The organism is Sphingobacterium sp. SYP-B4668, from assembly GCF_027627455.1.
Taxonomy (GTDB): Bacteria; Bacteroidota; Bacteroidia; order Sphingobacteriales; family Sphingobacteriaceae; genus Sphingobacterium.
In genome coordinates, this window is sequence record NZ_CP115483.1 from 229,918 (window position 1) to 251,663 (window position 21,746).

18 protein-coding genes are annotated in these 21,746 nt (G+C 40.7%); 13 read left to right on the forward strand and 5 right to left on the reverse strand.

All coding sequences use genetic code 11. The annotated features are described in order from the left end of the window. Window positions 1-24: 24 nt before the first annotated feature. The gene (locus OQ289_RS01055; RefSeq protein ID WP_270089019.1) at window positions 25-2,421 is read right to left on the reverse strand and encodes a TonB-dependent receptor; all 2,397 of its coding nucleotides are present in this window, start codon (window positions 2,419-2,421) and stop codon (window positions 25-27) included. A gap of 135 nt (window positions 2,422-2,556) precedes the next feature. Here OQ289_RS01055 and OQ289_RS01060 point away from each other — a divergent pair, with 135 nt between their 5' ends. From OQ289_RS01060 to OQ289_RS01090, 7 genes are all read left to right on the forward strand, one after another. Then, window positions 2,557-3,708, forward strand: coding sequence for an alpha/beta hydrolase (locus tag OQ289_RS01060; protein ID WP_270089020.1), 1,152 nt, complete (start codon window positions 2,557-2,559; stop codon window positions 3,706-3,708). A 3-nt stretch (window positions 3,709-3,711) separates the two neighbouring features. After that, the gene (locus OQ289_RS01065) at window positions 3,712-4,758 is read left to right on the forward strand and encodes a YncE family protein (RefSeq protein WP_270089021.1); all 1,047 of its coding nucleotides are present in this window, start codon (window positions 3,712-3,714) and stop codon (window positions 4,756-4,758) included. A gap of 174 nt (window positions 4,759-4,932) precedes the next feature. Continuing rightward, complete coding sequence (locus OQ289_RS01070) at window positions 4,933-5,850, forward strand: ABC transporter permease (protein ID WP_270089022.1); 918 nt, start codon at window positions 4,933-4,935, stop codon at window positions 5,848-5,850. Next, window positions 5,850-6,803, forward strand: a complete 954-nt coding sequence (locus OQ289_RS01075; RefSeq protein ID WP_270089023.1) for an iron chelate uptake ABC transporter family permease subunit — start codon at window positions 5,850-5,852, stop codon at window positions 6,801-6,803. The genes OQ289_RS01070 and OQ289_RS01075 overlap by 1 nt, the downstream gene beginning before the upstream one ends. Further along, on the forward strand, window positions 6,776-7,558 hold the full coding sequence (locus OQ289_RS01080; protein ID WP_270089024.1) for an iron ABC transporter ATP-binding protein: 783 nt from the start codon (window positions 6,776-6,778) through the stop codon (window positions 7,556-7,558). The genes OQ289_RS01075 and OQ289_RS01080 overlap by 28 nt, the downstream gene beginning before the upstream one ends. 13 nt (window positions 7,559-7,571) lie before the next feature. Then, entirely contained in the window at window positions 7,572-8,516 is a 945-nt protein-coding gene (locus tag OQ289_RS01085; RefSeq protein ID WP_270089025.1) for a siderophore ABC transporter substrate-binding protein, read from the forward strand. 89 nt (window positions 8,517-8,605) lie between these two features. Next, window positions 8,606-9,415, forward strand: a complete 810-nt coding sequence (locus tag OQ289_RS01090; RefSeq protein WP_270089026.1) for a siderophore-interacting protein — start codon at window positions 8,606-8,608, stop codon at window positions 9,413-9,415. A 307-nt stretch (window positions 9,416-9,722) separates the two neighbouring features. On the opposite strand, the gene OQ289_RS01095 is transcribed toward OQ289_RS01090, so the two are convergent. Together OQ289_RS01095 and OQ289_RS01100 are read right to left on the reverse strand one after the other, a co-directional pair. Beyond that, window positions 9,723-10,916, reverse strand: a complete 1,194-nt coding sequence (locus tag OQ289_RS01095) for a BamA/TamA family outer membrane protein (protein ID WP_270089027.1) — start codon at window positions 10,914-10,916, stop codon at window positions 9,723-9,725. Between the two features lie 149 nt (window positions 10,917-11,065). Next, the gene (locus OQ289_RS01100; RefSeq protein ID WP_270089028.1) at window positions 11,066-12,790 is read right to left on the reverse strand and encodes an FAD-dependent oxidoreductase; all 1,725 of its coding nucleotides are present in this window, start codon (window positions 12,788-12,790) and stop codon (window positions 11,066-11,068) included. Between the two features lie 394 nt (window positions 12,791-13,184). Here OQ289_RS01100 and OQ289_RS01105 point away from each other — a divergent pair, with 394 nt between their 5' ends. Next, window positions 13,185-15,074, forward strand: a complete 1,890-nt coding sequence (locus OQ289_RS01105; RefSeq protein ID WP_270089029.1) for a PAS domain-containing sensor histidine kinase — start codon at window positions 13,185-13,187, stop codon at window positions 15,072-15,074. Between the two features lie 274 nt (window positions 15,075-15,348). Then, window positions 15,349-16,092: a DUF2490 domain-containing protein gene (locus tag OQ289_RS01110; protein ID WP_270089030.1), complete on the forward strand. Its 744-nt coding sequence runs from the start codon at window positions 15,349-15,351 to the stop codon at window positions 16,090-16,092. Window positions 16,093-16,370: 278 nt separating this feature from the next. Here OQ289_RS01110 and OQ289_RS01115 read toward each other — a convergent pair whose 3' ends face one another. Next, window positions 16,371-17,591, reverse strand: coding sequence for a glycoside hydrolase family 88 protein (locus OQ289_RS01115; protein WP_270089031.1), 1,221 nt, complete (start codon window positions 17,589-17,591; stop codon window positions 16,371-16,373). A 274-nt stretch (window positions 17,592-17,865) separates the two neighbouring features. On the opposite strand from OQ289_RS01115, the gene OQ289_RS01120 reads away from it, so the two are divergent. Continuing rightward, window positions 17,866-18,435, forward strand: a complete 570-nt coding sequence (locus OQ289_RS01120; protein ID WP_270089032.1) for a dihydrofolate reductase family protein — start codon at window positions 17,866-17,868, stop codon at window positions 18,433-18,435. Window positions 18,436-18,596: 161 nt separating this feature from the next. On the opposite strand, the gene OQ289_RS01125 is transcribed toward OQ289_RS01120, so the two are convergent. Then, window positions 18,597-18,812, reverse strand: coding sequence for a DUF1456 family protein (locus OQ289_RS01125; protein ID WP_270089033.1), 216 nt, complete (start codon window positions 18,810-18,812; stop codon window positions 18,597-18,599). A gap of 249 nt (window positions 18,813-19,061) precedes the next feature. Here OQ289_RS01125 and OQ289_RS01130 point away from each other — a divergent pair, with 249 nt between their 5' ends. The 3 genes from OQ289_RS01130 to OQ289_RS01140 are packed head-to-tail and all read left to right on the forward strand — an operon-like array spanning window position 19,062 to window position 21,742. Further along, complete coding sequence (locus tag OQ289_RS01130) at window positions 19,062-19,448, forward strand: RidA family protein (RefSeq protein ID WP_270089034.1); 387 nt, start codon at window positions 19,062-19,064, stop codon at window positions 19,446-19,448. Window positions 19,449-19,454: 6 nt separating this feature from the next. Beyond that, window positions 19,455-20,423, forward strand: coding sequence for a 3-hydroxyacyl-CoA dehydrogenase family protein (locus tag OQ289_RS01135; protein WP_270089035.1), 969 nt, complete (start codon window positions 19,455-19,457; stop codon window positions 20,421-20,423). A 5-nt stretch (window positions 20,424-20,428) separates the two neighbouring features. Then, a complete protein-coding gene (locus tag OQ289_RS01140) occupies window positions 20,429-21,742 on the forward strand; it encodes an aspartate aminotransferase family protein (protein WP_270089036.1) in 1,314 nt (437 codons plus the stop codon). Window positions 21,743-21,746 lie beyond the last annotated feature (4 nt).

Consider the following 21,746-nt stretch of genomic DNA (forward strand, 5'->3'; position numbering starts at 1 on the left):
GATGTATTTATAATGTTTACGATTTTATAATTGATAAGTCAGTTTTATATGAAAGCTTCTTCCAGGGCGTTGCACGCGATAGTAATCGTACACATCCTTATTTAGGATATTGCGGATTTCAGCACCTAGATGTATCTGTCTGTTGTAAAAGCCATATGTAAATCCAGCATTCAACAAATGTTGATTTGGGATGATGAGATCTGAATTTAGTTTTGCACTTCCAGAGAGGCCCAAGAATCCTCCGGGTTCCAAATCTTTAGGGATTGTCTCTAGATAGAATTCCCGCATAAAATTGTAGTGAACAAATATGTCAAGTAAATCTGACTGCATAAATAGATGCTCGTATTTAGCTGAAGCTCCGGCATTGGTGAAGAAGTAAGGCGTATTCCGCAACCGGGCATCATTTTTCCATGTATGTTGCGCGTCAGTAATCCCATTCAAACGTAAATTTTGCCAGGTTGCATTACCGGTTAATTTGTAATTTTTGGAGATGCGATAAGCTAAGTCGAGGTCTACGCCATAGCCCTTGGTATCCTCTTGGTTTTGATACTGAGTATTGGGTGCTTGTATGGGAATCAGTAATATTACCCCCTTCGTATTTCTATAGAATGTATTGATTTCAGCAGAGAGGTTTTGGGATATAGCGCTCTGGAGTCCTACATTGAGATTGATGCTCTTTTCAGGATTTAATTCAAAATTAGGAACAACAAATACATTGTTTCCAAAAAGTTCCTCGCGTTCAGGCAATCTGTAGGTATATTCTGCAGACGCCCTGATGAGTGAGTTGGATGAGAGTTTGTACTTTATAGCTTCCGTGATTCCCCAGTAGCTACCCGAAATATTTCGCTGGTCCTTCTCGGTGATATCAACGGAGAGCCATGTGTTTTGATATCCTGATGCTCGGTACTTATAGTATTTACCAATTAACTGATTCTGAAGTCTTTCGTCTAAAAATGAATTTTCCAAGGATAGCCCTAATACATCCTTTCTGTAGTGAGACGTTAGAGATAGCAGATCGATATCCGTATTTTGTAAACGGGGACCTAATGGGTCCTTTCCTGAACGGTTCACCGCCGTGAACACATGATTTAATTCTATTTTGGACGTTGGACTTAATAGGTAGCTCAGATTAGTCCGTATAAGCCATTGTTTCTCGTCGACCTTGGATTCGGATGGAAGGCGACTCTCTCCGGGTGTTGATCGTGGAGTGAAATTGCCAAACCAGTCATATTTTCCGTGAAGTGTGTCTATACGTTGAGATTGTAATATATTGAATGAAGTATATTGATCTATACGTAATTTATTGTCCAGTGCGCTCCATTTATAGCGCAGGGATGGTAGGATGGTGTTTTGTTTACTATGCAACGCACCATAGGCATCTGTCATCAGTGCGGGGTGTTGTTGTTCCTTGAGCAGGTCAAAGCCGACCACACTTAATCGGAGTTCATCCGTCCAACGTCTGTTTTTAACACTGGCGTATACTTCTGCAAGGTAATGTTTGTAAGCATTGTGAAACATGGGCAGCCTGTATGGATCGAGGTTACTCGTCTCTGGATTTTTCTCATAGACCAAAGCTTTATAATCGTTCTTGGCATAGTTGTGATATAGCTCCGCCCCGTATCCCCACTTCTGGTCTTTTGTCACCATTGAGGCTAGTAAACCTATTCGATATGTGCCGAACGATCCCATTTCATAATACCCTTTTAGTCGATTCGTTACTTTGGAGTTGGAGACCAGGTTGATGGCACCCCCGAGCGCATCGGCACCCAAAGACACAGGCAGTACGCCCTTGTAAACTTCGATGTGATCCAACATCTCAACCGGAAGTGAAGATAAATTGTAACCATCACCCATGTAATCAATTGGAATACCATCTTTAAAGTATTTGATGGCTTTGCCTTGAAATCCATTGATTGAAATCTCTGGTCGATTACCCATACCACCGTTTTGTCTGATTCTGATTCCTGTACTGCGGTTCATTAAGTCTGTCAGGGAGGTGGCTTGTGCCGATACTGCTCTAGTATCAATAAATATTGATCGGATAGGAGCCTGTTTGACTCTTTGATTTTCAGTACGTCCCTCGACTGTCACCGTCTCTATTAGTTTACTGCTCTCCTTCATTGAAATAATCAGCTCGAGATTTTCTTCACTATATTTTGTGATGACGTCGCCGAATAGCTCATACCCAAGTGCTTGGATATGAATCTGATGTTGACCCGCAAGAATAGGAGTGAGTGTGACTGAGCCTGCTTGATTCGTACTACCGGCAATATCTGCAATAGTTACCGTTGCAGACGTTATAGGTATTCTAGTTGTTTGATCTAAGACTTGAACAGTGACAGAACCACCCTGTTGTGCCCATGCCGAGTATGATGAAATTAATAGTATGTAAGATAGGATAAGACCTTTTTTTATATCCATGTAAAGTTTTTATTCGATTAACGTAATCACAAAGATATAGTTATTTAGAATTAATTTAAATAAAACTTGCTATTTGTTTAGAATGTGTCTAAATTAGTGCCGTTCGAAGTTAATGTTCTCAAGCAAGAAATTTTTATGCCCAAGATGTTGTACCAGGTTAAAGTGAATATTCTTAATAACAGCGATAGCTTTATTGGAGAACCTTTGTACTTGGCTGGTACATTCAATAACTGGGCCTCCGATCACCTAAGAGTTGGGGTTATACCAACAGAAGGGGAGCAGGTGTCGATTGTTCTTCCTGGGGTAGAGGTCGGTGAGTTAGAACTTAAGGTCACTCGTGGCAGTTGGGATACCTTATCTTCTTCTAAAGACGGGGTGTTGGGTTTGCCACATGTTGCACAAATTGAAGGTGATGCCGAGATTACGCTGAATATTGATGGCTGGCGCGATCTTTTCCCCAAATCTACAGTAAGTAAGCAAGTTCGCATTCTTGATGATTATTTCTATTTCCCAGGATTGAATGTTTACAAAAGAGTATGGATATACCTCCCCAAAAATTATTTAACTACCACTGTGCATTATCCAGTTATCTATATGCATGATGGTCAGCATCTTTTTGACGAAGCGACATCGGTTGGGAGGGCTGGGCCAATAGAATGGATGGTCGACAAAACCATCGATAAAGCGCCATATGCATCTATCGTCGTGGCTATAGATCATGCACAAGACTATCATGTTCGGCAACAGGAGTTTATGGTCCACTCGGGACAAGATACTTCGAATCCCCAAGGGTGGTTATATCTGGATGATATTGTCAACAGTCTTAAGCCCTACGTGGATAGAAACTATAGAACATTGAAACATTCGGTCAATACTGCTATTGTTGGGAGTTCCCTTGGCGGACTTATTTCCATTTATGGGGGATTGAAATATCCAACAATCTTTGGTACCGTCGGCGCCTTCTCCCCATCTATATGGATGGATGAGGATAATTTGTATCGCTATTCAGATGAATTGCTAAAGGAATGTGAGGCGTGTCGAAATCAACAAAAGTTCTATTTCTATATAGGTGAAAAGGAGAGAAGATTTGGAAAAATGGACGCCCACAGTAATATGAAGTTAGATCTAGATCGATACTATTCTTGGATGCAACACCATTTTGAAGGAGACCTCGCTATCAATATACATCCTGAAGGGAAGCATAACGCTATCTATTGGCAGCATGCATTTAAAAAATTTTACGCCTATTGGCAAGCAAAATCAAATTCTTCACGCATAAAACAATAAAATATGAATGTAAGTAAATTCAAACATGGTAGCTCACATCCATCCAAAGCCTTGCTATTGGCTTCTGGTTTGTTGATGGTTTCAATATCCTCCTCGGCCCAAGAGGTTGAAAAATCTTCCCGTGCCGGCACGGGTGTCTATGAAGCTGTAATAAGCTCCAAAGACGGACATATCTATGTAACTGGTGCTGGCTCTAGATTGAATCCAGGAGGGGCTATCTACAAAATTAACCCGAGTGACCTCTCTATCGTGGATAGTATCAGCCTGAAGGAAAATCCACCTTTCGGTATTGGCATTAATAATAAGACACAGGTCGTGTATACCACCAATACGAGAACTAATTCCGTAAGTGCGGTAGATCTAAAGACAGGCAAGTTGGTCGCTACTATTACCAACGGCGCCGAAAATTCGCATACTAGAGAAGTATTGGTTGATGAGGACAATAATCTCGTGTACATCTCCGATGTAGGCGATCCTAGTAATATTTGGGTGGTAGACGGCCAGACAAATAAGTTTCTGCATGCCATCGGAAATTTAGGTAAGACGGCTACAGGCATGACATTCGTCAACGGTAAGGACAAAATTTATCTAACAGTAATTGGCGACAATTCGGTGTATGTGGTCGACACAAAAAGCAAAAAGGTCGAAAAGACATTTCCTTCTGGGGGAGATCAACCCGTAAATATTACCAGTGATGGACAACGATTGTTTGTCGCTAACCAAAAGTCGGGTACAGTTACAGTGTTAGATTCTAACGGAAAATTGATTAAGAGTATTCCGACAGGAGCAGGGGCTATAGGTATCGCTTATGATGCTGTCAAGAATAGATTATATTCCGCCAATCGTCAAACTGGAACAACAACCATCATCGACGCCAAGACCTACGAAGTGATAGGTGATGCGCATACGGGTTCACATCCTAATCATGTAAAAGTCGATCCCAACTCCGGCACCGCCTTTGTCATTAATAAAGCCAAAGGAGGAAGGCCTGTTGAAGGACAGCCTGTAGTCGTGGACACCAATGGAGATACGATTACCAAATTAAATTAATATCCTTATGGATACCTTGCTACCTCGTAGGCCAAAGTAGGCTACGGGATGGCTTTTATTATAGTTTGTTTTGGATTCTTGGGTGGCTAGAGGCCACTCAAGAATTGTTGTTAAATAGTATGGGAGAATTTGAGCTTGTCTGGGAATAAATATCTACTGTGGTCAATAGCTCTATTGATTATTTCGTTATTGTGTTGGGTATCACTCTTCACCGGAGTAAAAGATATCTACTTTGCAGAACTTTTTACCGATCGTGATCAACTCTTGTTTTTGGTTGTTAGTCGACTTCCACGTACATTGGCTCTGGTTCTTATTGGTGCAGGTCTTAGTATCGCAGGATTTGTTCTTCAGCAACTTTCTCAAAATAGGTTTGTCTCTCCAACCACCTCTGGGGCTTTAGAGGCTGCGAAGATGGGAATCCTCACGGCATTGATATTTTTCCCGCAGTCTACTTTGTTAATTAGGATGCTATTTGCGCTGTTGTTCACTTTTCTTACATCCTTCCTGTTTATTTTCTTTGTTAGCAAGATAAAATTAAGAAGTACGGTTTTTATTCCGTTGGTCGGTCTGATGTTGGGCAGTATCCTGAGCGCTATCTCAACTTTTTTTGCCTACAAACAGGGTATCGTACAGAATACGCAAGAATGGTTGTTAGGGGATTTCTCTGGAGTAATACAGGGACAATACGAGGCTATCTATGTTATTCTGCCAGCGGTGATATTGATTTATTTTTACGCCGAGAAAATTACTATTGCAGGTATGGGTGAGAGTTTTGCCAAGAGCCTAGGACTGTCTTATTCTTCCATTGTGTATATAGGTTTATTCACAGTGTCTGTTGTTGTCAGTTCGTCGGTCGTCACCGTTGGTGCAATACCTTTTGTTGGACTGATTATTCCTAATCTCATCAGTATGGTGTTCGGAGATAATTTACGCAAGATCCTACCCATTATTGCCTATGCCGGAGCGGTGTTTCTCCTGATATGTGATTTGATTGGTAGAGTATTGGTATATCCTTACGAAATCCCGATTGGTATGACCGTTGGGATTATCGGAAGTATCGTGTTTTTAATTTTGATTTTAAAGAAGCAATAGTGAGATCGGGAATTAAGTTTTTGATAATTGTAGTGTCGCTATTTATTATGGTGGCCATATTTATGTTTTATGATATAGACTTCTCCAACAACTATTCTATCGAAAAGCGCACGATTCGATTGGGAAGTATGTTGGTAGTCGGTGTAAGCGTGGCCTTTTCCTCTATTATCTTTCAAACAATTACCAGCAACAGGATATTGACACCTTCTATCATGGGCTATGAAGCCATTTTTATCCTTTTTCAGACAGTGATCGTTTTTTTTTACGGTGACAGTGCTTTTAAAGTTATAACTCAGCAAGAGAATTTTTTTTACGCCATATTAATGATGTTAGGATTTTCTTTAGTCATGTATTTACTATTGTTTGGGAGGAACAAGAAGAGTATGTACTACCTTTTACTCACGGGTATGGTGTTGGGAACCTTGTTCCTCACTTTGAGTCAGTTCCTGCACATTATGATTGATCCAAATGAGTTTTCGATTGTCCAAAATTTTATGTTCGTGTCCTTTGCCAAGATGAATACTAAACTGCTGAGTATCGCTAGTATTACCATGCTCATAGCGATAGTCTATACCAGTTTAAATTTGAAATATCTGGATGTAATGGCCTTGGGCAAAGATCATGCCGTCAATCTCGGGGTGGATTATGATAAATTGGTCCGTCGATTTTTGTTGATTATCTCCCTTTTGGTGTCTGTATCCACCGCATTGGTTGGTCCAATTACCTTTTTGGGAATCTTGGTAACAAATTTAACTTATGAATTGTTTAGAACTCGACAGCATAGATATATGTTGATTATATGTAGTGTTATAGCCTGCCTCAGTTTGGTATTGGGGCAATTTTTGGTTGAACATGTGCTCCGTTTTTCCACTTCAGTCAGTATAATTATAAATTTTGTCGGAGGGGTATATTTTATTTATTTATTATGGATAACACGGAAAAGAATAAGCTGAGATTTGAGGCTATTGTGAAGCGATATGGTAATAAAGACGTGTTAAAGCGTCTTTCTGGAGGTATACCGAATAGACAGATAACTTCGCTTATCGGGCCCAATGGAGCTGGGAAAAGTACCTTGCTGTCTATTATGAGTAGGTTGATAAAGCAAGATGGAGGGGCGGTCAGTTTCTATGATAAAGACCTTGGGACGTATAAAGGAGCTGATTTGGCTAAAAAACTATCTATTTTGAAGCAGTCCAACCACCTCGATCTCAAACTCACAGTCAGAGACTTGGTGTCTTTTGGTCGATTTCCCTACGGTCAAGGGCGGTTAGGCCAGTTGGATTGGCAACGAGTAGAGGAGGCTCTAGCATTTTCCGATTTGTTGGAACTACAGCATGCGTATATAGACGAGCTTAGTGGAGGACAGCGACAGCGGGCTTTTATTGCCATGATTATTGCACAGGATACAGACTTCATACTGTTGGACGAACCGCTCAATAATCTAGACATGAAGCATGCTGTGCACGTCATGAAAACCTTGAGGCGGTTGGTTGATGAGTTGGGTAAGACTATTGTTATTGTCATCCATGAAATCAATTTTGCCGCTCAATATTCCGACCATATTATTGCCCTAAAAGATGGTCAGATATGCTATGATGATGCGGTTGATAAGGTGATAGATGCAGCCGTTCTTCAAGAAATCTTTGATATCGAATTCGATATCGTTGAAAGAAATAATAGAAAAATCTGTAATTATTTTAATCTGTAATATGATAAAAAACATGCAATGCAAAATGCGCTATGGACTTTTGGTAAATACCGTATTGCTTCTGTTGGGTATATCCTGTCAGTCTGGAAAAAGAGAAAGCGAAGTAGGGACATCCGCGGACTCTATTACCATAGAGCATAAACATGGTCAGACAAAGTTGCTTCTTAACCCGCAGAAGACAGTGGTTTTGGACATTGGTGCATTAGAAACCATGAAAGAAATAGGAGTAAAACCGACAGGTATTCCGAAAAAATTCTTACCGAACTATCTTTCCGATTTCAGGTCTGATGCAGATATCGCCGACGTAGGGTCTGTCATTGAGCCCGATTTTGAAGCCATTTCAGGCCTACGACCTGATTTAATTCTTATCTCCACGCGACAGGAACGATTCTATGATGAATTGAGCGAAATCGCTCCTACCGTTTTTATCGGTACTGATAGTAAAAATTATCTTCCGTCCTTTGAAAAAAATGTAGAGTTGATAGCGAGGATTTTTTCAAAGCAAGAACTTGCCCAAGCCAAAGTGGAAACCCTGCATGCAAAGATTAACGCTGCTCAAGCTAAATTTATCCAAGACCCTCACAAAGCATTGTTTTTAATTTATAACAACGGCAAATTTAGTGCTTTTGGCAAAGGCTCAAGATTTGGTTTTGTGCATGATGTATTGGGTATCAAACCAATATTAGACTTACAGGATGAGTCTGTTCATGGGCAGCGTGTATCTAATGAATTGATTGCAGAAGCTAATCCTGATTATCTATTCATTGTCGATCGGAATGCTGCAGTAATGGGGAAGGTGGCGAATCGAGGAGAAGTTGAAAACCAGTTAATCCAGCAAACAAAAGCGTATAAAAATGGAAAGATTTTCTATCTCGATCCCAACGTATGGTTTATCTCTGGAGGAGGACTTACATCCGTAGACTTGATGGTGGCTGATATTGTTGACCTGATTAAATAACGAGATTTAGCCCTTGTCAATTATAGGTGGAGCAAAAGAGTTAAACACCAAGAATACAGTTTATAAATATAGTAGTAAAATTTTTAGAGATGGAAAAACCAATCATATCAAAGCACATATTTAAAGTAACCAATAAAGAATATATTACGCCCCACTATATCCGAATCAAGTTGAGGGCTGACGAACCTACAGATTTCGAAAAATGTAATTTAGGGGCAAATAATAAGATTTTTATTCCTCCACATGATCAGAAAAAGGTCCAATTTGCTACTTTCAATCAAGAACGGGGAGAATGGGTAATGCCAGATGAAAATTTGAAACCTATTGTCAGAACATACACACATAGGGCCTTAGACCCTGCCACTAACGAAATAACAATAGATTTCGTCAACCATGGAGACAACGGTCCAGCCTCTAGTTGGGCGCGTAATGCTAAACAGTCTGATCAGCTGGGTGTTGCAATGAAAATAAAGAACAGTAATCTTTGTCCGCACGTAGACTGGTATTTCTTGATTGGAGATGCCACTGCTATTCCGGTAATCTGCTGTATTCTCGAAAGCCTTCCTGCTGATGCTAAAGGGCACTGTATCCTTGAAATTCCGAGCGAAGCAGATATACACCCTGAGGTCCGGCATCCGGGGTTCCAAATCCAATGGCTTATTAATCCTCATCCCGAAAGCGGTAGCAATCTTTATAATCAAGCAATAGAGGTAGATTTGTCGGCTAAAGAGTCTAAGTTTGCCTATATCGCTTGTGAGTATAGTTCTGTAAAGGCATTACGGTCCTATTTTAAAGAAAAATTGGGCTGGAGCAATTCCGACTACTATGCGTTTTCTTATTGGAAGGCTGGTGTCGCCGAGGATAAATCAGCTCAGGAGCGTAGAGACGAAAAAGTATAAATCGGTATCTCTACTTCCTAATCTGGATTATTGACGTCGCTTTCGCTAGCCAAATTTTAACAGAAGCCGGTTGAAACCTGCATTATGCATAAACGGTTAGCGCTAGCGGCTGTTGAATACTGAGGATATTGTCAAAGATGTTGTTGTCTTAAGATTTGGCTTATACCTGGGCTTTGCTATTTGGAGCGGATTACGAACATGTTATTAAATATGTATAAACCCTGTCGCCCAGTGTATAGATATATGATTTGATTATGTGTAACGAAGCTAGTACTGTCAACACACGTCTCTCCTCTTTACGATATCCTTAAAAAACTTCCCCCAATGATAGATTGATTCCTCTGTGGTATTTACTAAACCCATAATCAATTGCGATGTTTGTGCTCGAATTTTTGTTGAATTTAATCCGTGCACCTGCACCAGCGCCTATATTCCAGTTCCAAAATAAACTGCTTCGGGGTCCGCTTACTGTTGTGAAATTTGTAAACGCGACAAACCCTAAAAGACCGTCTCTTGTAATATCACGTCGATACTCCGTTTCTAAATAGTACAGCGATTTTCCTCGAAATCGACTCGTCGGGAATCCTCGACCGGAACTATTGTAGGTATCCCATCCTAGGTTAGGTAAATCTAGGTAAGGTGCTTTAGAGTTGAATACTGTCCAGAAAAAATTACGGATAGCCAACATATGCTGTTTGTTGGGATTGTCGGTGAAGCGATGATATCTTCTAGCTTCGAAAAACAACGATTGCCATGACTCATCACTTCCCATAAAGCGGGGATTCATCCTAAGCTGCAAATTGGCATAATTACCATCCCAAGGATTTATGGAATTGGCCCGTGTATCGTATATCATGTTTAAGCTCAATCCCGATGACATGACATTTCCTCTTCGTTTCGTTCCGTAGGGGTATCCGGTATATTCCTCAAGAGCCGTCTCATCTTGACTATGGATATCCATTCGATAGTCTAGGTTATACCCTCCTCCTAAGAAAAAACCTCCTTTAACTCTCTTTAGCACATGTTGATACAACCTGAAGTAGGTATAATCTAATCGAAGCTGTTCATTATGGTCATGCTGCCAGCCTATACCCCAGGTTTCATGCGGAAACCTGAGGAGGCGTATATCTCCATCAATGACCCATTTGTTTTCATCTAACCATATATATGATCGAATGGGAAGCCCAAATCTTTTTGAAAAATTAGTGTAGGGTGTGAACGTGACTCGCGACATATAAGTGTCTTTTCGGTCTCCCAAATAGAAGCCAGCAGTTGTGGACGTAATCAGAGCATGTCCCCCGCCGGGTACATTTGTTGAGAAGGGGAGGAAGGAAAAATAAACTTTTTGGCCCGTACTATCTACATCTTGAATCGGTTTTATCTTGAATAGCTCTTTGCCGAGGTCTATTAAATCCGTTTGTCGACTGGTGTCTGCCAAGTGTTTAGTTATCTCTATTTCATTTGCAGGTCGCTGTGCTATTCCATCTATACAAGTACACATAAACAAGCTAATTAATAGTTGTATTTTCCATTTCTTGTTTATGCGTACATTGTTTTGCTGATGCCTGCAGATATGCATTTGGCAAAAATACAGATACTTTACATTTGATTTAGAAATTGTTTTATTATTCTGTAATCTTTTTCGAGGGCTTAATCTTCATCTGGCCAATCCGTTTCTAATCCTTGAGAGATGATGAAAGATTGAAACTCCTTCAAAAGCTCTTTCTGTTCCCTTACCTTTCTTGGAGTCACATTTTTACTTTTTGCGTAAGCTATAAGCATACCAACTGCTTCACCAATACACCATTCAACGGGGTGTAGCCTAAAGCAACCATTGGTAATATGCGTTGTTCCAATATTTTTGTTTGCGGGTAAGATGTTATCCATTCGTATAGGCAGCAAAGCTCCTAACGGAATTTGGAACCTTAAAGAGGGGAAGTCTACATAGTTTACTCCACCACATGTAGGGTGGAGGTCGATATGATAGCTGCCGGTTCCGACACTATCATAGAAATATGCGGCTTTTGTTTTATTTTCTCCTGCAGTCGCTACTAACGCTCTATTCTCCTGCCCGATATGCTCTTCTGTGACCGTGAATACAGCTTTTATCCTCCTAGATTCGCGGACATAGGGATATTTGGCCATGCCATCTGCTGTGCCCATAATGTCTTTTCTCAATCTGATACTGGGCCAACCCCTTCTTCCATCAGGATGTGGTGCTTCTGTTTGTAGCCAATACAATAGCGATAGGCTCAGCTGTTTTGCGTGTTCGACATATTTAGCGAAATCTTTTTGATTAGCGCCTACTATATTTCCGAGCATATAGTCGTTTTGAGGCCAGTTTACTATAGTAATATCTCCATCATAGAAACCTTCTGAAAAAAGAGCCCTATTGACAATCTTTCTATAATTCCAAAGGTTTAATGTTTCGCCTGTAGGAACTCCATTGGGATCAAACCCTAAATTTTTTGGTTTCAATGTTCTAGGATCTGAGTATTGCAGACTCAAAATCCTTCCAGACCAAGCTGGCTTTAAGTCCGGAGTATGATTTGCCCAGAAGTCGTAGTCTTTCGGCTTAGGGATGGTGTGGTCTTCGCCAGGGACATGGTCTATCGCGAAGCACATTGTAAAGGCTTGATTGTTATTAACGTCTCCCACTTTGGGGGCATGTAGCTCCTGATGGGTAGACTTAGCTTCTGTACCAGTAATAAATTCTGTTCCCGTTAATGGTAATAGGTCTCCTAGTTCTGTTGCATCTACGAAATAATGGGCCGTTATATTTTTATACTTTCCGTTCTTATTGCTTTTTACAGCGACTACTCTCACTTGGTTTGTTTTTGTGTCGGCCTGTATAGGTACGTGGTTCAATAGGACGACCAATTTTCCATTGGAGATATAGGGCGCAATCATTTCCTCTATTACGGACAAGGCGACCTTAGGTTCATGACAGAGTCTGGATACCATACCACTTCCAGGGTTTAGGAGGGGGTCGTTCTTGGCCTCTGCTGTCAACGGGTAGTTCCTTCGGTAATAATCTCGGATCCCATTTCTGAAATCTCGATATAGTTGGGAAGCTCCATATTTCTCAATCCATTGGTGCTCATCTGGTGGTACACCTTGAGATGTTAGCTGTCCGCCCAGCCAGTCAGTTTCCTCTGTCAACACTACTGTAAGCCCATTGCGCAGAGCCGCCAGAGCACTGGCTACGCCACCGAGCCCTCCTCCAATTATTGCCACATCAGCATTTAGCCTTTCGAGGATTTTGTCTTTGTCAATCTGTACTTTTGATTGGGTTTTACCCGTTGTGCTCAAGGGTGCTATCAGCACCGCACTCCCAGTGAATGTCAGGAGTTCAATAAAATTCCTACGTTTCATAAGTATATAAAAGCGATTCCTCACATAGCTAGAACATGCAGGACTCATTCTAAATTTGTTTTGTAATTTTTTGGTTTATTAGTGCTAATATAGTAATTTTTTTTATTAAATAAGCTTTAGCAAATCAACTGAATTGTATTGATTTTACTCTTTCGCGATAGCTATCTATGGTATAATGTAGTGGAAATTAGGTCCGATTGAAGTCTAGAAAAATTATATGTGTATAGGGGTAATCGTAGCTAGTTAATGACTGAATGAGGTGAAAGGCACAGCGAAATGGACAACTTTTACTTTTATCGTATGAGTACGATGTGACAAACATATAAAACAGTCATATATTTAGTATCTTTATAAATCCGTTTCAAAAACGATGCAAGCCTCTTTTGCTACCTCTATGAAAAAAAATGAAAGCTTTGGCGAACAACTCTCTCGCGTACAGCAGGAGAATACCGCGCTCAAAACTAGGGTCGAGGAACTGACCGATTTTATCGAAAATGCATCGATACCTCTTCACTGGGTCGATGAAGATGGTATCATCACCTGGGCCAATCAAGCCGAGCTTGATATGCTTGGTTATGAAATAGAGGAATATATCGGTCTGCCTATCAGTAATTTTCATGTGGATTCCGATGTTATCGCTAATATCCTTAAGCTATTGCGCAATAATGAAACCTTGCGTAATTATCCTGCTAGACTTAGGTCTAAAGATGGAGCCATCATACATGTATCCATCAGTTCAAATGCCTTGATGGCCGATGGTAAATTTATACATTCGAGGTGCTTCACTACGGACGTTACAGCAATAGTCGAGGAAGGAAAAAGAAGAGATCATCTCGTGCATTTATTGGAACGGAGTGAGGAACGCCTACGACTAGCAATAAAAGCGACAAAATTAGGTACATGGGACTGGAATATTCAGACAGCGACAATCTATTTATCCAAGGAATGTAGACATATACTGCGGCTTCGTCTGGATGAGCTTTTCACTATTGACAATGCGCTCCTACGGGTGCACCCTGATGATCGACGACATGTGCAACAAATCGTTGAAAAGTTAAAGACGGTGAGCTCTAAAGGAAGTTTGGATTTGATTTGTCGACTCCGAAGCCCTACTGGTGCTCGCTTTAATTGGATACAAATGCAAGGCACTGTATATTATAGCCGTGCGGGAAGACCACAACGAGCGATTGGGTCAATATTGGATGTTACAGATGTCAAGCTAGCAGAGGCCAAGAGCGCACAACTGGCCGCTATTGTAAAATCGACCCATGATGCAATTATTGGTAAGACTTTAGACGGTTATATCATTAGTTGGAATGATGCTGCCGAGCGAATATTTGGATATTCTGCTGAAGAAATGGTCGGGAAGTCGATTTTGAGAATTATACCAGACGATCGGTATGAAGAGGAGGATTTTATCATCACGAGGTTAAAGAATGGAGAAAGTGTCGAACATTTTGAAACTAAGCGGCGTACAAAAGATGGCCACCTGCTGGATCTTTCCCTGACGATATCTCCCATTAGAGATGATGAAGGGAACATTATCGGTATCTCTAAAATTGCTCGAGATATCTCAGAAAAGAAACAAGAGGAACAGCGAAAGAATGACTTCGTTACGATGGTAAGTCACGAGCTACGGACGCCATTGACTTCCATCTTATTGTATGCACAGTTAATCATTAAAAATTCGAAAAACATTAGCGATGGTATTGGGATACAGATGGCCCCCAAAATTGTGGTCCATGCAAAAAAAATGATGTCTATGATTAGCGACTTTCTAAATCTAGCTAAGATTGAGGAGGGAGAGATTAGCATCAGCAAAGCACCGTTCGAGATTTTTCCTTTGGTCGAAGAAATTACTGAGGATGCCCGTCAATTGAGCGCAAAACATGAGATTAAGCTTGTCTGCGATCCATCTGTGAACGTCTATGCAGATCGAGACAAAATAGGACAAGTGATTACCAATTTAGTCAGTAATGCTATTAAATATTCTCCCGCCGGAGGGGTAGTAGAGATTGGTTGTGAAAATGTGCAGGGGAAGATAAAAATTTATGTGCGGGATGAGGGTATGGGCATTAGCGCCAAGGATCAAAAAAAATTGTTCAGGCGTTTCTCTAGGGTAGATAGTAACGAGATAAAAAATATTTCAGGATTTGGAATTGGCCTTTTTCTTGTGTCGGAGATTCTCCGCCATCATAATAGTCTTATTGAGGTCCAAAGCGAGCTGGGAGCGGGTGCTATTTTTTATTTTGATTTGGATGCATATCAGCCTCGTGAGACATAGGCAAGTTTCCATTTACGTATATCTAACCATTTTTAGCTCGAGTCTTTAAGTCTATTACATTTCTAGGATACTCGACCGGTATCTTGGGCTATTTCAAGAGTGGCACAGCGTACTGGTTGAGTGATGTGAAGGCGTTCTAAATGATTTTTTTTCTGCTTCAAGATGTTTAAATTCAGTATCTTGGACAATATTTAGCCTGCTTTTCTACCTAAACAAGTATTTATAGAGGCTTGAATGATTAAAAATAACTGTTCCACTTTTAACTTTTAAAAACATGTTTTTTAGGTCACCGCCCTTTGTTTTATTTAGTATTCTTCTCTTTTTATGTAACACAGCTGTAGATGCTCAGACACAAAATACTTTTACAGGGTGGGGCGCCACATTCTTTACCTATAAGTTGGATAGCAAATTTAGTGTTCATTTTGATGGACAAGTAAGAAGTTCCGATAAATGGAAAGACATGCAATCTTTTATAATACGTCCCGGAATCAATTATCATTTGAAAAATAATATGATTGCTACTATTGGCTATGCTTATATAGGCAATCAGAGAACGCTGGTAGATATTAGTGGTTGGATCCCTGAGCATAGGATGTGGGAACAATTTATAATTAATCAACAGTTTGCTCTTTTAAATCGACCTGTTACTTTACAACATCGTTTTAGACTAGAGCAGCGTTTCATCGGCCAACCAGCTATTGATCAGGATGCGCTTGTTAACGATGGTTATGACTTTGCGCAGCGACTACGATATTTTGCAAGATCTATATTTCCTCTATCAGAGACCCGCACATTTACCGATGGGGCCTTTATAGCCTTGCAGAATGAGATTTTTGTGAACGTCCAGAATGCGCCGAGTGGCCGTTTCTTCGACCAAAATAGGGCGTACGTCGCATTAGGATGGCGCGTTAAACCTGTATTTGATATGGAAGTAGGATACATGAATCAGTACGTTCTCGGTAAAAATAACAATACGCTGAATAATATAGTACAATTGGCAGCTTATGTCAGATTGTAAAGCTGTTATTTTTTAAGTTTTTTAGCGAGTTGAAATATATATATGGCATATATTAAAATAAACGTGAGTTCGGTTTACACCTAGAGGAATGAACCCGCCGCTCCTCAGTCCTATTTAAAAATTAAAGTTTTATGCCAATTAGCATAAGTTCTATATCAATACGACCTAGTAAAAGTGCCCTTCTTTACTAGGTCGTATTTTTAAGGATTAATCTCATTTTCCAGCCACAGGAAGCAGGTGATAGCTTTTGTACTAGGTTCTATCTTTGCTTTCGGTCTTTATAGCAATTTCTCATACCGTAGTAGCGCCTCTACATAATAATAATCTGCATAGGAAAGTGGAACATCGATCTCGGAATTAAGAGGCAATGCACCTACACTGTGTTTCAGAAGGAAACCACCGTTATCACCTAGTTTTGCAAAATATTCACTAGAGGAAAGCGTCTTCAAAATAGAAGCCGCTTTTGAAAGGTAATTGTGGGAGTCTTTACCTCTCGAAAACTGAGATAACTCAATCAATGCCGAAGCATATAAAGCGGCAGCAGAGGCATCTCGTAAGTCTTTTTTAGAATAAGCTTTACTTTCTTTCGGTAACTTATCTTTGTCAAAATCCCAGTATGGAATAAGGTCTTTTGGTAAATTGGGATGATTCAAGATATATTTTGCAATTCTTTCTGCTTGCTTTAAATATACTTTCTCTCCAGTCTCTCTGTACATCATTGTATATCCATACAATGCCCACGCTTGGCCTCTAGCCCAAGCAGATTCGTCAAATGCGCCCTGATGGGTTTGTTTGGCGATGGCCACCCCTGTGTTCGGATCATAATCAATGACATGGTAAGAGCTGTAATCTTTTCTAAAGTGATTCTTTAGTGTTTTATTCGCATGCTTGATTGCTATTTCTCTATACTTTTTCTCACCCGTAATCTTTGTTAATTGGGTTAAGAATTCCAAATTCATCATATTGTCAATGATGACCGGATATTTCCATTTACCATGATCCCAAGAACGAATAGTTTCCGTATTTGGACTATAACGGCTTGAGAGTGACTCTGCCCCATTGATTAATATGGGATTATAGTAACTGCTGTCACCCGTCAATCTTAAGGCATTTCCAAAGCTGCAAAATAGCATAAAACCAAGGTCGTGTGTGCTCTTATTGAATTGTTCCTTTTCTAAGAATTTCAATTTGTCTGTTGCTAGCTTTAAAAGCTCTTTATCGTTGTTATTCCCTTCCGAAAGTAAAAGTAATGTACCGGGATAGAAGCCGGAGCACCACCAAGAACTATTCGAAAAGACCGATTTCCCATTAACAAATGTTTGCGGAAATTTATCATCAGGGGTCAACGAAGCCAATACTTTTATCTGATCTGCTGATTTTCTTAGTTGGTTCGAAATAAACGCTCGGTCCAAACCACTATAACTATTGTCCTGAGCGAAAGTATTCTGACAGGTCAAAATAGCTAAAATGATAAAGAATTTTTTTGTGATGTAGTTCATAATTAAGATTGCTTAACTAAAGAGTCCTAAACGAGGTTCTTGTCCTGTTGCGTCATTAAAGATAGGATATAGGATTAAAATGAAAAAGGTTTACATTCGAAATCGTTTTCGAACGTAAACCTTCAAAAAGAAGAAAGCATCTTCCTTTTTGTTTGAAGATTGCTCACAGACAGCTGTTTGAAAAATCCCCCCCCCTTATATTGTCGCAAACGCACCTCACTTTGGGTTCTCATTTTCTTTTAATTTGGTTATTCATTAACCAAATTAAAAGAAAATGAGAAAGATTAGAATTTTCGAACATATTTCACTTGATGGCGTAATCGAACACGATGGCGATTACACATATGGTGCATGGACTGCCGCGTATAGAAGCTCCGCTGGTGCGGCACTCCTCTTCCAGGCATATGGACCAAATTTTGATTTATTACTTGGGCGTCGTACTTATGATATATTCAGTAGCTTTTGGCCGAAAGCGGGAGATTCTCCAATGGCAAATGCGATTAATGCAGCAACAAAATATATTGTAACTCATAGGCCAGATAGTTTGGAATGGGGGCCTGTCAATAGCCTAGGTGACGATGTGGTAGCAGCAGTTCACAATCTCAAGTCAGCAGAGGGACCAGATCTGATTGTTGTAGGGAGCTCTACATTGACCTCTGTTTTGCTAGATTCTGGACTTGCAGATGAGGTCGTATTGATTACCTACCCTGTTTTGCTTGGGCAGGGCAAACGCTTGTTGGCAGACACTATCGGTGCTCGTGAGCTTGCCTTTGTAGACTCTAAAGCAACACCTACAGGTGTGTTCATCAATACCTATACGCATATTGGTGTATTGAAAAAGTAATTCTGTCTGCTTACACTGTACTATATGGGATGAAGATCAAGTAGTACCACTACCACCCTATTACAGAGTGGTCAAAGATTCTACCTAGGGGCAATTTTTTGTCAGTCATGCCTGCTTAGATACCGAATATAGGAAAGGAAAAATAGGCTCTTACCCTAAATTTAGGACTGACGAGGAGGGCGGGGACCACGATTGTATATAATCAATCCGTTAAGGAAATTTCGGAGTAACTGGTCGCCACAAGGTTTGAAGTTGGGATGGTCTTCGTTGCGGAATATCGCACCCAATTCAGTTTTTGTCACTCTGAAATCCACGAGGGCTAATACTTTTATAATATCGTCGTCAGTGAATTTTAAAGCCACACGGAGCTTTTTCATAATGTCATTGTTGCTCATGCTGCAAAAATAGCAAAAACTATGCTAAAAAACGCAAATTTAAGAAGAGAGACAGTTGCATTGCTCTCTTGTCCTCTTCGTGAAATAAGCAACTATTAAATTATGCAGATAAGTATGGAGGCCCTCTCAAGAAGCTTGCACAAACCTGAAAAATAGTATCAACAATGTAAACAAATACATAGGCTTAAGGCACTTCGGAATATTAGTTTTGATTAACTAATTGAAGAGTTTATGAAAAAGGAAAAAATCGTGCATCCAGATCGCAATCCAAATTTTATTACTGGGGCCTATTCAGACGCTGTCCGTCTCGATGGACTGCTGTTCGTCAGTGGACAAGCGGCCGTAGATTTTAAAAAATCAGTCTTTGTTTTAGGTACCATTGAAGAAGAAACGCGCCGGACCTTGGATAATATTAAGGCAATTATTGAAGTGGCGGGCGGCACTATGGCCGACGTTGTGAAAAGTACTGTCCATCTCGCTAATATTGAAGATTTTGATGCCTTTAACACCGTTTATAGTTCTTATTTTACGGACATACGCCCGGCTCGCACCACTGTTCAGTCTGTTTTGGCAGAAGGAATAAAGGTCGAAATAGACTGCATCGCTAAACTTAAATAGGATATAATGGGTCAACTAGTAATGAAGCAAATTGCAGTAGTTGGATTAGGGTTAATGGGATGCAGCATCATCGTATCCTTTCTGCGGGCCGGATATGATGTAGTCGGGGTGGCCCCAATTCCTGATGAAGCGGCAACAGGAAAACTGCGCATCCGAGAGCAGCTCCATTTATGCCAAGAGATGGGATTATTGCACCAGGATATCGAATACTACGAAAGCAGATTGCTGATTTCGGACGATTACGCAGATTTAAAGTACAGTCAATTGGTTGTGGAGTGTGTCATCGAAGTCTTCGATATAAAAAAGCATGTATATAATCGGATAGAGGAAGTTGTTGAGAAAACAGCCATCATTGCTACCAATACCTCAGCCATACCGATTAGTCAATTGCAAAAATTTTTGCAACACCCTGAACGTTTTATGGGCATACATTGGGCAGAACCCGCTTTTGCTACCCGTTTTCTAGAAATTACTTGTGGGGAGTCGACAGACTTGGCTCTTGCGGAAGGGATATCGCAAGAGGCTGAAAAATGGGAAAAAGAACCCACTTTACTGTATAAAGATATCCGTGGGTTTATAACCAATCGCTTAATGTATGCGGTATATAGGCAGGGGTTTGAACTTATTAATGAAGAGTATGTTTCCATGTCAGGCTTGGATAAGTGCTTCCAATATGATATCGGTTCTTGGATTACATTAATGGGAATCTTTAGACGTATGGACTATATCGGATTAGATCATTATAGAAAAAGCTATGCTCATATCTTTCCGAAACTGTCCAATAGCCCAAGCGTCCCCCAGCAGATGAAGCATATTGCCGCTATCCAAGGACGTGGCATCCATAATTTAAAGGGGCTTTATCCACATACTGACGAATCTGCCAAAAAACTTGAACACCGCTTGGTATCATTCAACAAGGAAATCTATAGTCTAGCGGAGCGATATAGAAACAAATTGAAAAACATAAATCTATGAGGGTAATGGAGCGCAATAAATATTCAAGATCAAAAGAATTATTAGAGAGGGCAAGCAAGGTATTGGCTTCGGGTGTCTCCTCCGAATTCCGAAAATACAATCATCCACACGCCCTATTCTATTCACACGCCGCAGGGAGTCGGATATACGACGTAGACGGTAATGAATACATCGATTTTACTTTGAGCCAAGGACCGTTGATATTAGGGCATTCTCACCCACAAGTATTGGCACAGGTAGAATCATACACCCGGATTGGGCAATTGTATGCTGGACAGCATCTTCAAGAAATAGAGCTTGCAGAGAAGCTGAACAAGATTATTCCTTCTGCAGAGTTGATGCGGTTCTGTCTGGACGGATCCGAAGCGGTCCAAACTGCCCTAAGGGTGGCTCGTTCAAAAACTAAGAAAAATAGATTTTTGCGATTTGAAGGTCATTACCATGGGTGGTTGGATAATGTGGCCTATGGTCTAAGCTCACCCATTGGGGAGACGTTGGGGGAACGGGATCGACCACATGTTTATCCATGGAGTGACGGATTGTCCCATAATAGTAAAGATGAGTTCATCATTATTCCATGGAATGATGCAGATCTTCTAAAACAGACCATTGCTCAGCATCATCACGAATTGGCCGCCATTATTACCGAGCCTGTTATGTGCAATAATGGCTGTGTCATGCCTCAGGAAGGATTTCTTCAACAGATGCGTGAGTTGGCGACTCAGTATGGTATAGCCTTGATTTTTGATGAAGTGATTACCGGATTTAGAATGGGGATATCAGGTGCACAGGGCTATTTCGACATCACTCCCGATCTTTCCATCTTTGCTAAAGCAATGGGGTCTGGTTATCCCATTAGCGCCATAGTGGGGCGAAGGTCGTGGATGAATGAGATTGTGGAAGGTCGTGTGATACATGCGGGCACCATGAATGCAAGTAACCCAACTGTAGCAGCCGCATTGGCCACCATCAATATATTGCATCAGGATACCTCCATTTATCCTCGGATCTATCGGTTAGGAAATTTGCTTAAAGACGGTCTGCAAGAACTTGCCACATTATATGGGCAAAATATGCTTGTCCAAGGGCCTGGCCCCATGGTCCATACCTGCTTTACAGATCTCCCAGCCATTTCTGAATTTAGGGATATGGCTTTTACCGACAAAGGTAAATTGAACCGGTTTATCAGTTTGCTCCATGACGAGGGTATCCGGGTTATCGGGCGTGGACTGTGGTATATCAGTGCCAGCACCACGGAAGACGATGTGGAGCAGGCCTTAATCGCAGTAGACGATATTTTTAGACGTAACGTGATTTAGATTC

What these genes read in the sequence shown, in the direction of transcription:
- OQ289_RS01055 (WP_270089019.1), bottom strand. Translation starts at nt 2,421, where the DNA reads ATGGATATAAAAAAAGGTCTTATCCTATCTTACATACTATTAATTTCA.
- OQ289_RS01060 (WP_270089020.1), top strand. Translation starts at nt 2,557, where the DNA reads ATGCCCAAGATGTTGTACCAGGTTAAAGTGAATATTCTTAATAACAGC.
- OQ289_RS01065 (WP_270089021.1), top strand. Translation starts at nt 3,712, where the DNA reads ATGAATGTAAGTAAATTCAAACATGGTAGCTCACATCCATCCAAAGCC.
- OQ289_RS01080 (WP_270089024.1), top strand. Translation starts at nt 6,776, where the DNA reads ATGGATAACACGGAAAAGAATAAGCTGAGATTTGAGGCTATTGTGAAG.
- OQ289_RS01085 (WP_270089025.1), top strand. Translation starts at nt 7,572, where the DNA reads ATGCAATGCAAAATGCGCTATGGACTTTTGGTAAATACCGTATTGCTT.
- OQ289_RS01090 (WP_270089026.1), top strand. Translation starts at nt 8,606, where the DNA reads ATGGAAAAACCAATCATATCAAAGCACATATTTAAAGTAACCAATAAA.
- OQ289_RS01095 (WP_270089027.1), bottom strand. Translation starts at nt 10,916, where the DNA reads ATGTGTACTTGTATAGATGGAATAGCACAGCGACCTGCAAATGAAATA.
- OQ289_RS01100 (WP_270089028.1), bottom strand. Translation starts at nt 12,790, where the DNA reads ATGAAACGTAGGAATTTTATTGAACTCCTGACATTCACTGGGAGTGCG.
- OQ289_RS01105 (WP_270089029.1), top strand. Translation starts at nt 13,185, where the DNA reads ATGAAAAAAAATGAAAGCTTTGGCGAACAACTCTCTCGCGTACAGCAG.
- OQ289_RS01110 (WP_270089030.1), top strand. Translation starts at nt 15,349, where the DNA reads ATGTTTTTTAGGTCACCGCCCTTTGTTTTATTTAGTATTCTTCTCTTT.
- OQ289_RS01115 (WP_270089031.1), bottom strand. Translation starts at nt 17,591, where the DNA reads ATGAACTACATCACAAAAAAATTCTTTATCATTTTAGCTATTTTGACC.
- OQ289_RS01120 (WP_270089032.1), top strand. Translation starts at nt 17,866, where the DNA reads ATGAGAAAGATTAGAATTTTCGAACATATTTCACTTGATGGCGTAATC.
- OQ289_RS01125 (WP_270089033.1), bottom strand. Translation starts at nt 18,812, where the DNA reads ATGAAAAAGCTCCGTGTGGCTTTAAAATTCACTGACGACGATATTATA.
- OQ289_RS01130 (WP_270089034.1), top strand. Translation starts at nt 19,062, where the DNA reads ATGAAAAAGGAAAAAATCGTGCATCCAGATCGCAATCCAAATTTTATT.
- OQ289_RS01135 (WP_270089035.1), top strand. Translation starts at nt 19,455, where the DNA reads ATGGGTCAACTAGTAATGAAGCAAATTGCAGTAGTTGGATTAGGGTTA.
- OQ289_RS01140 (WP_270089036.1), top strand. Translation starts at nt 20,429, where the DNA reads ATGGAGCGCAATAAATATTCAAGATCAAAAGAATTATTAGAGAGGGCA.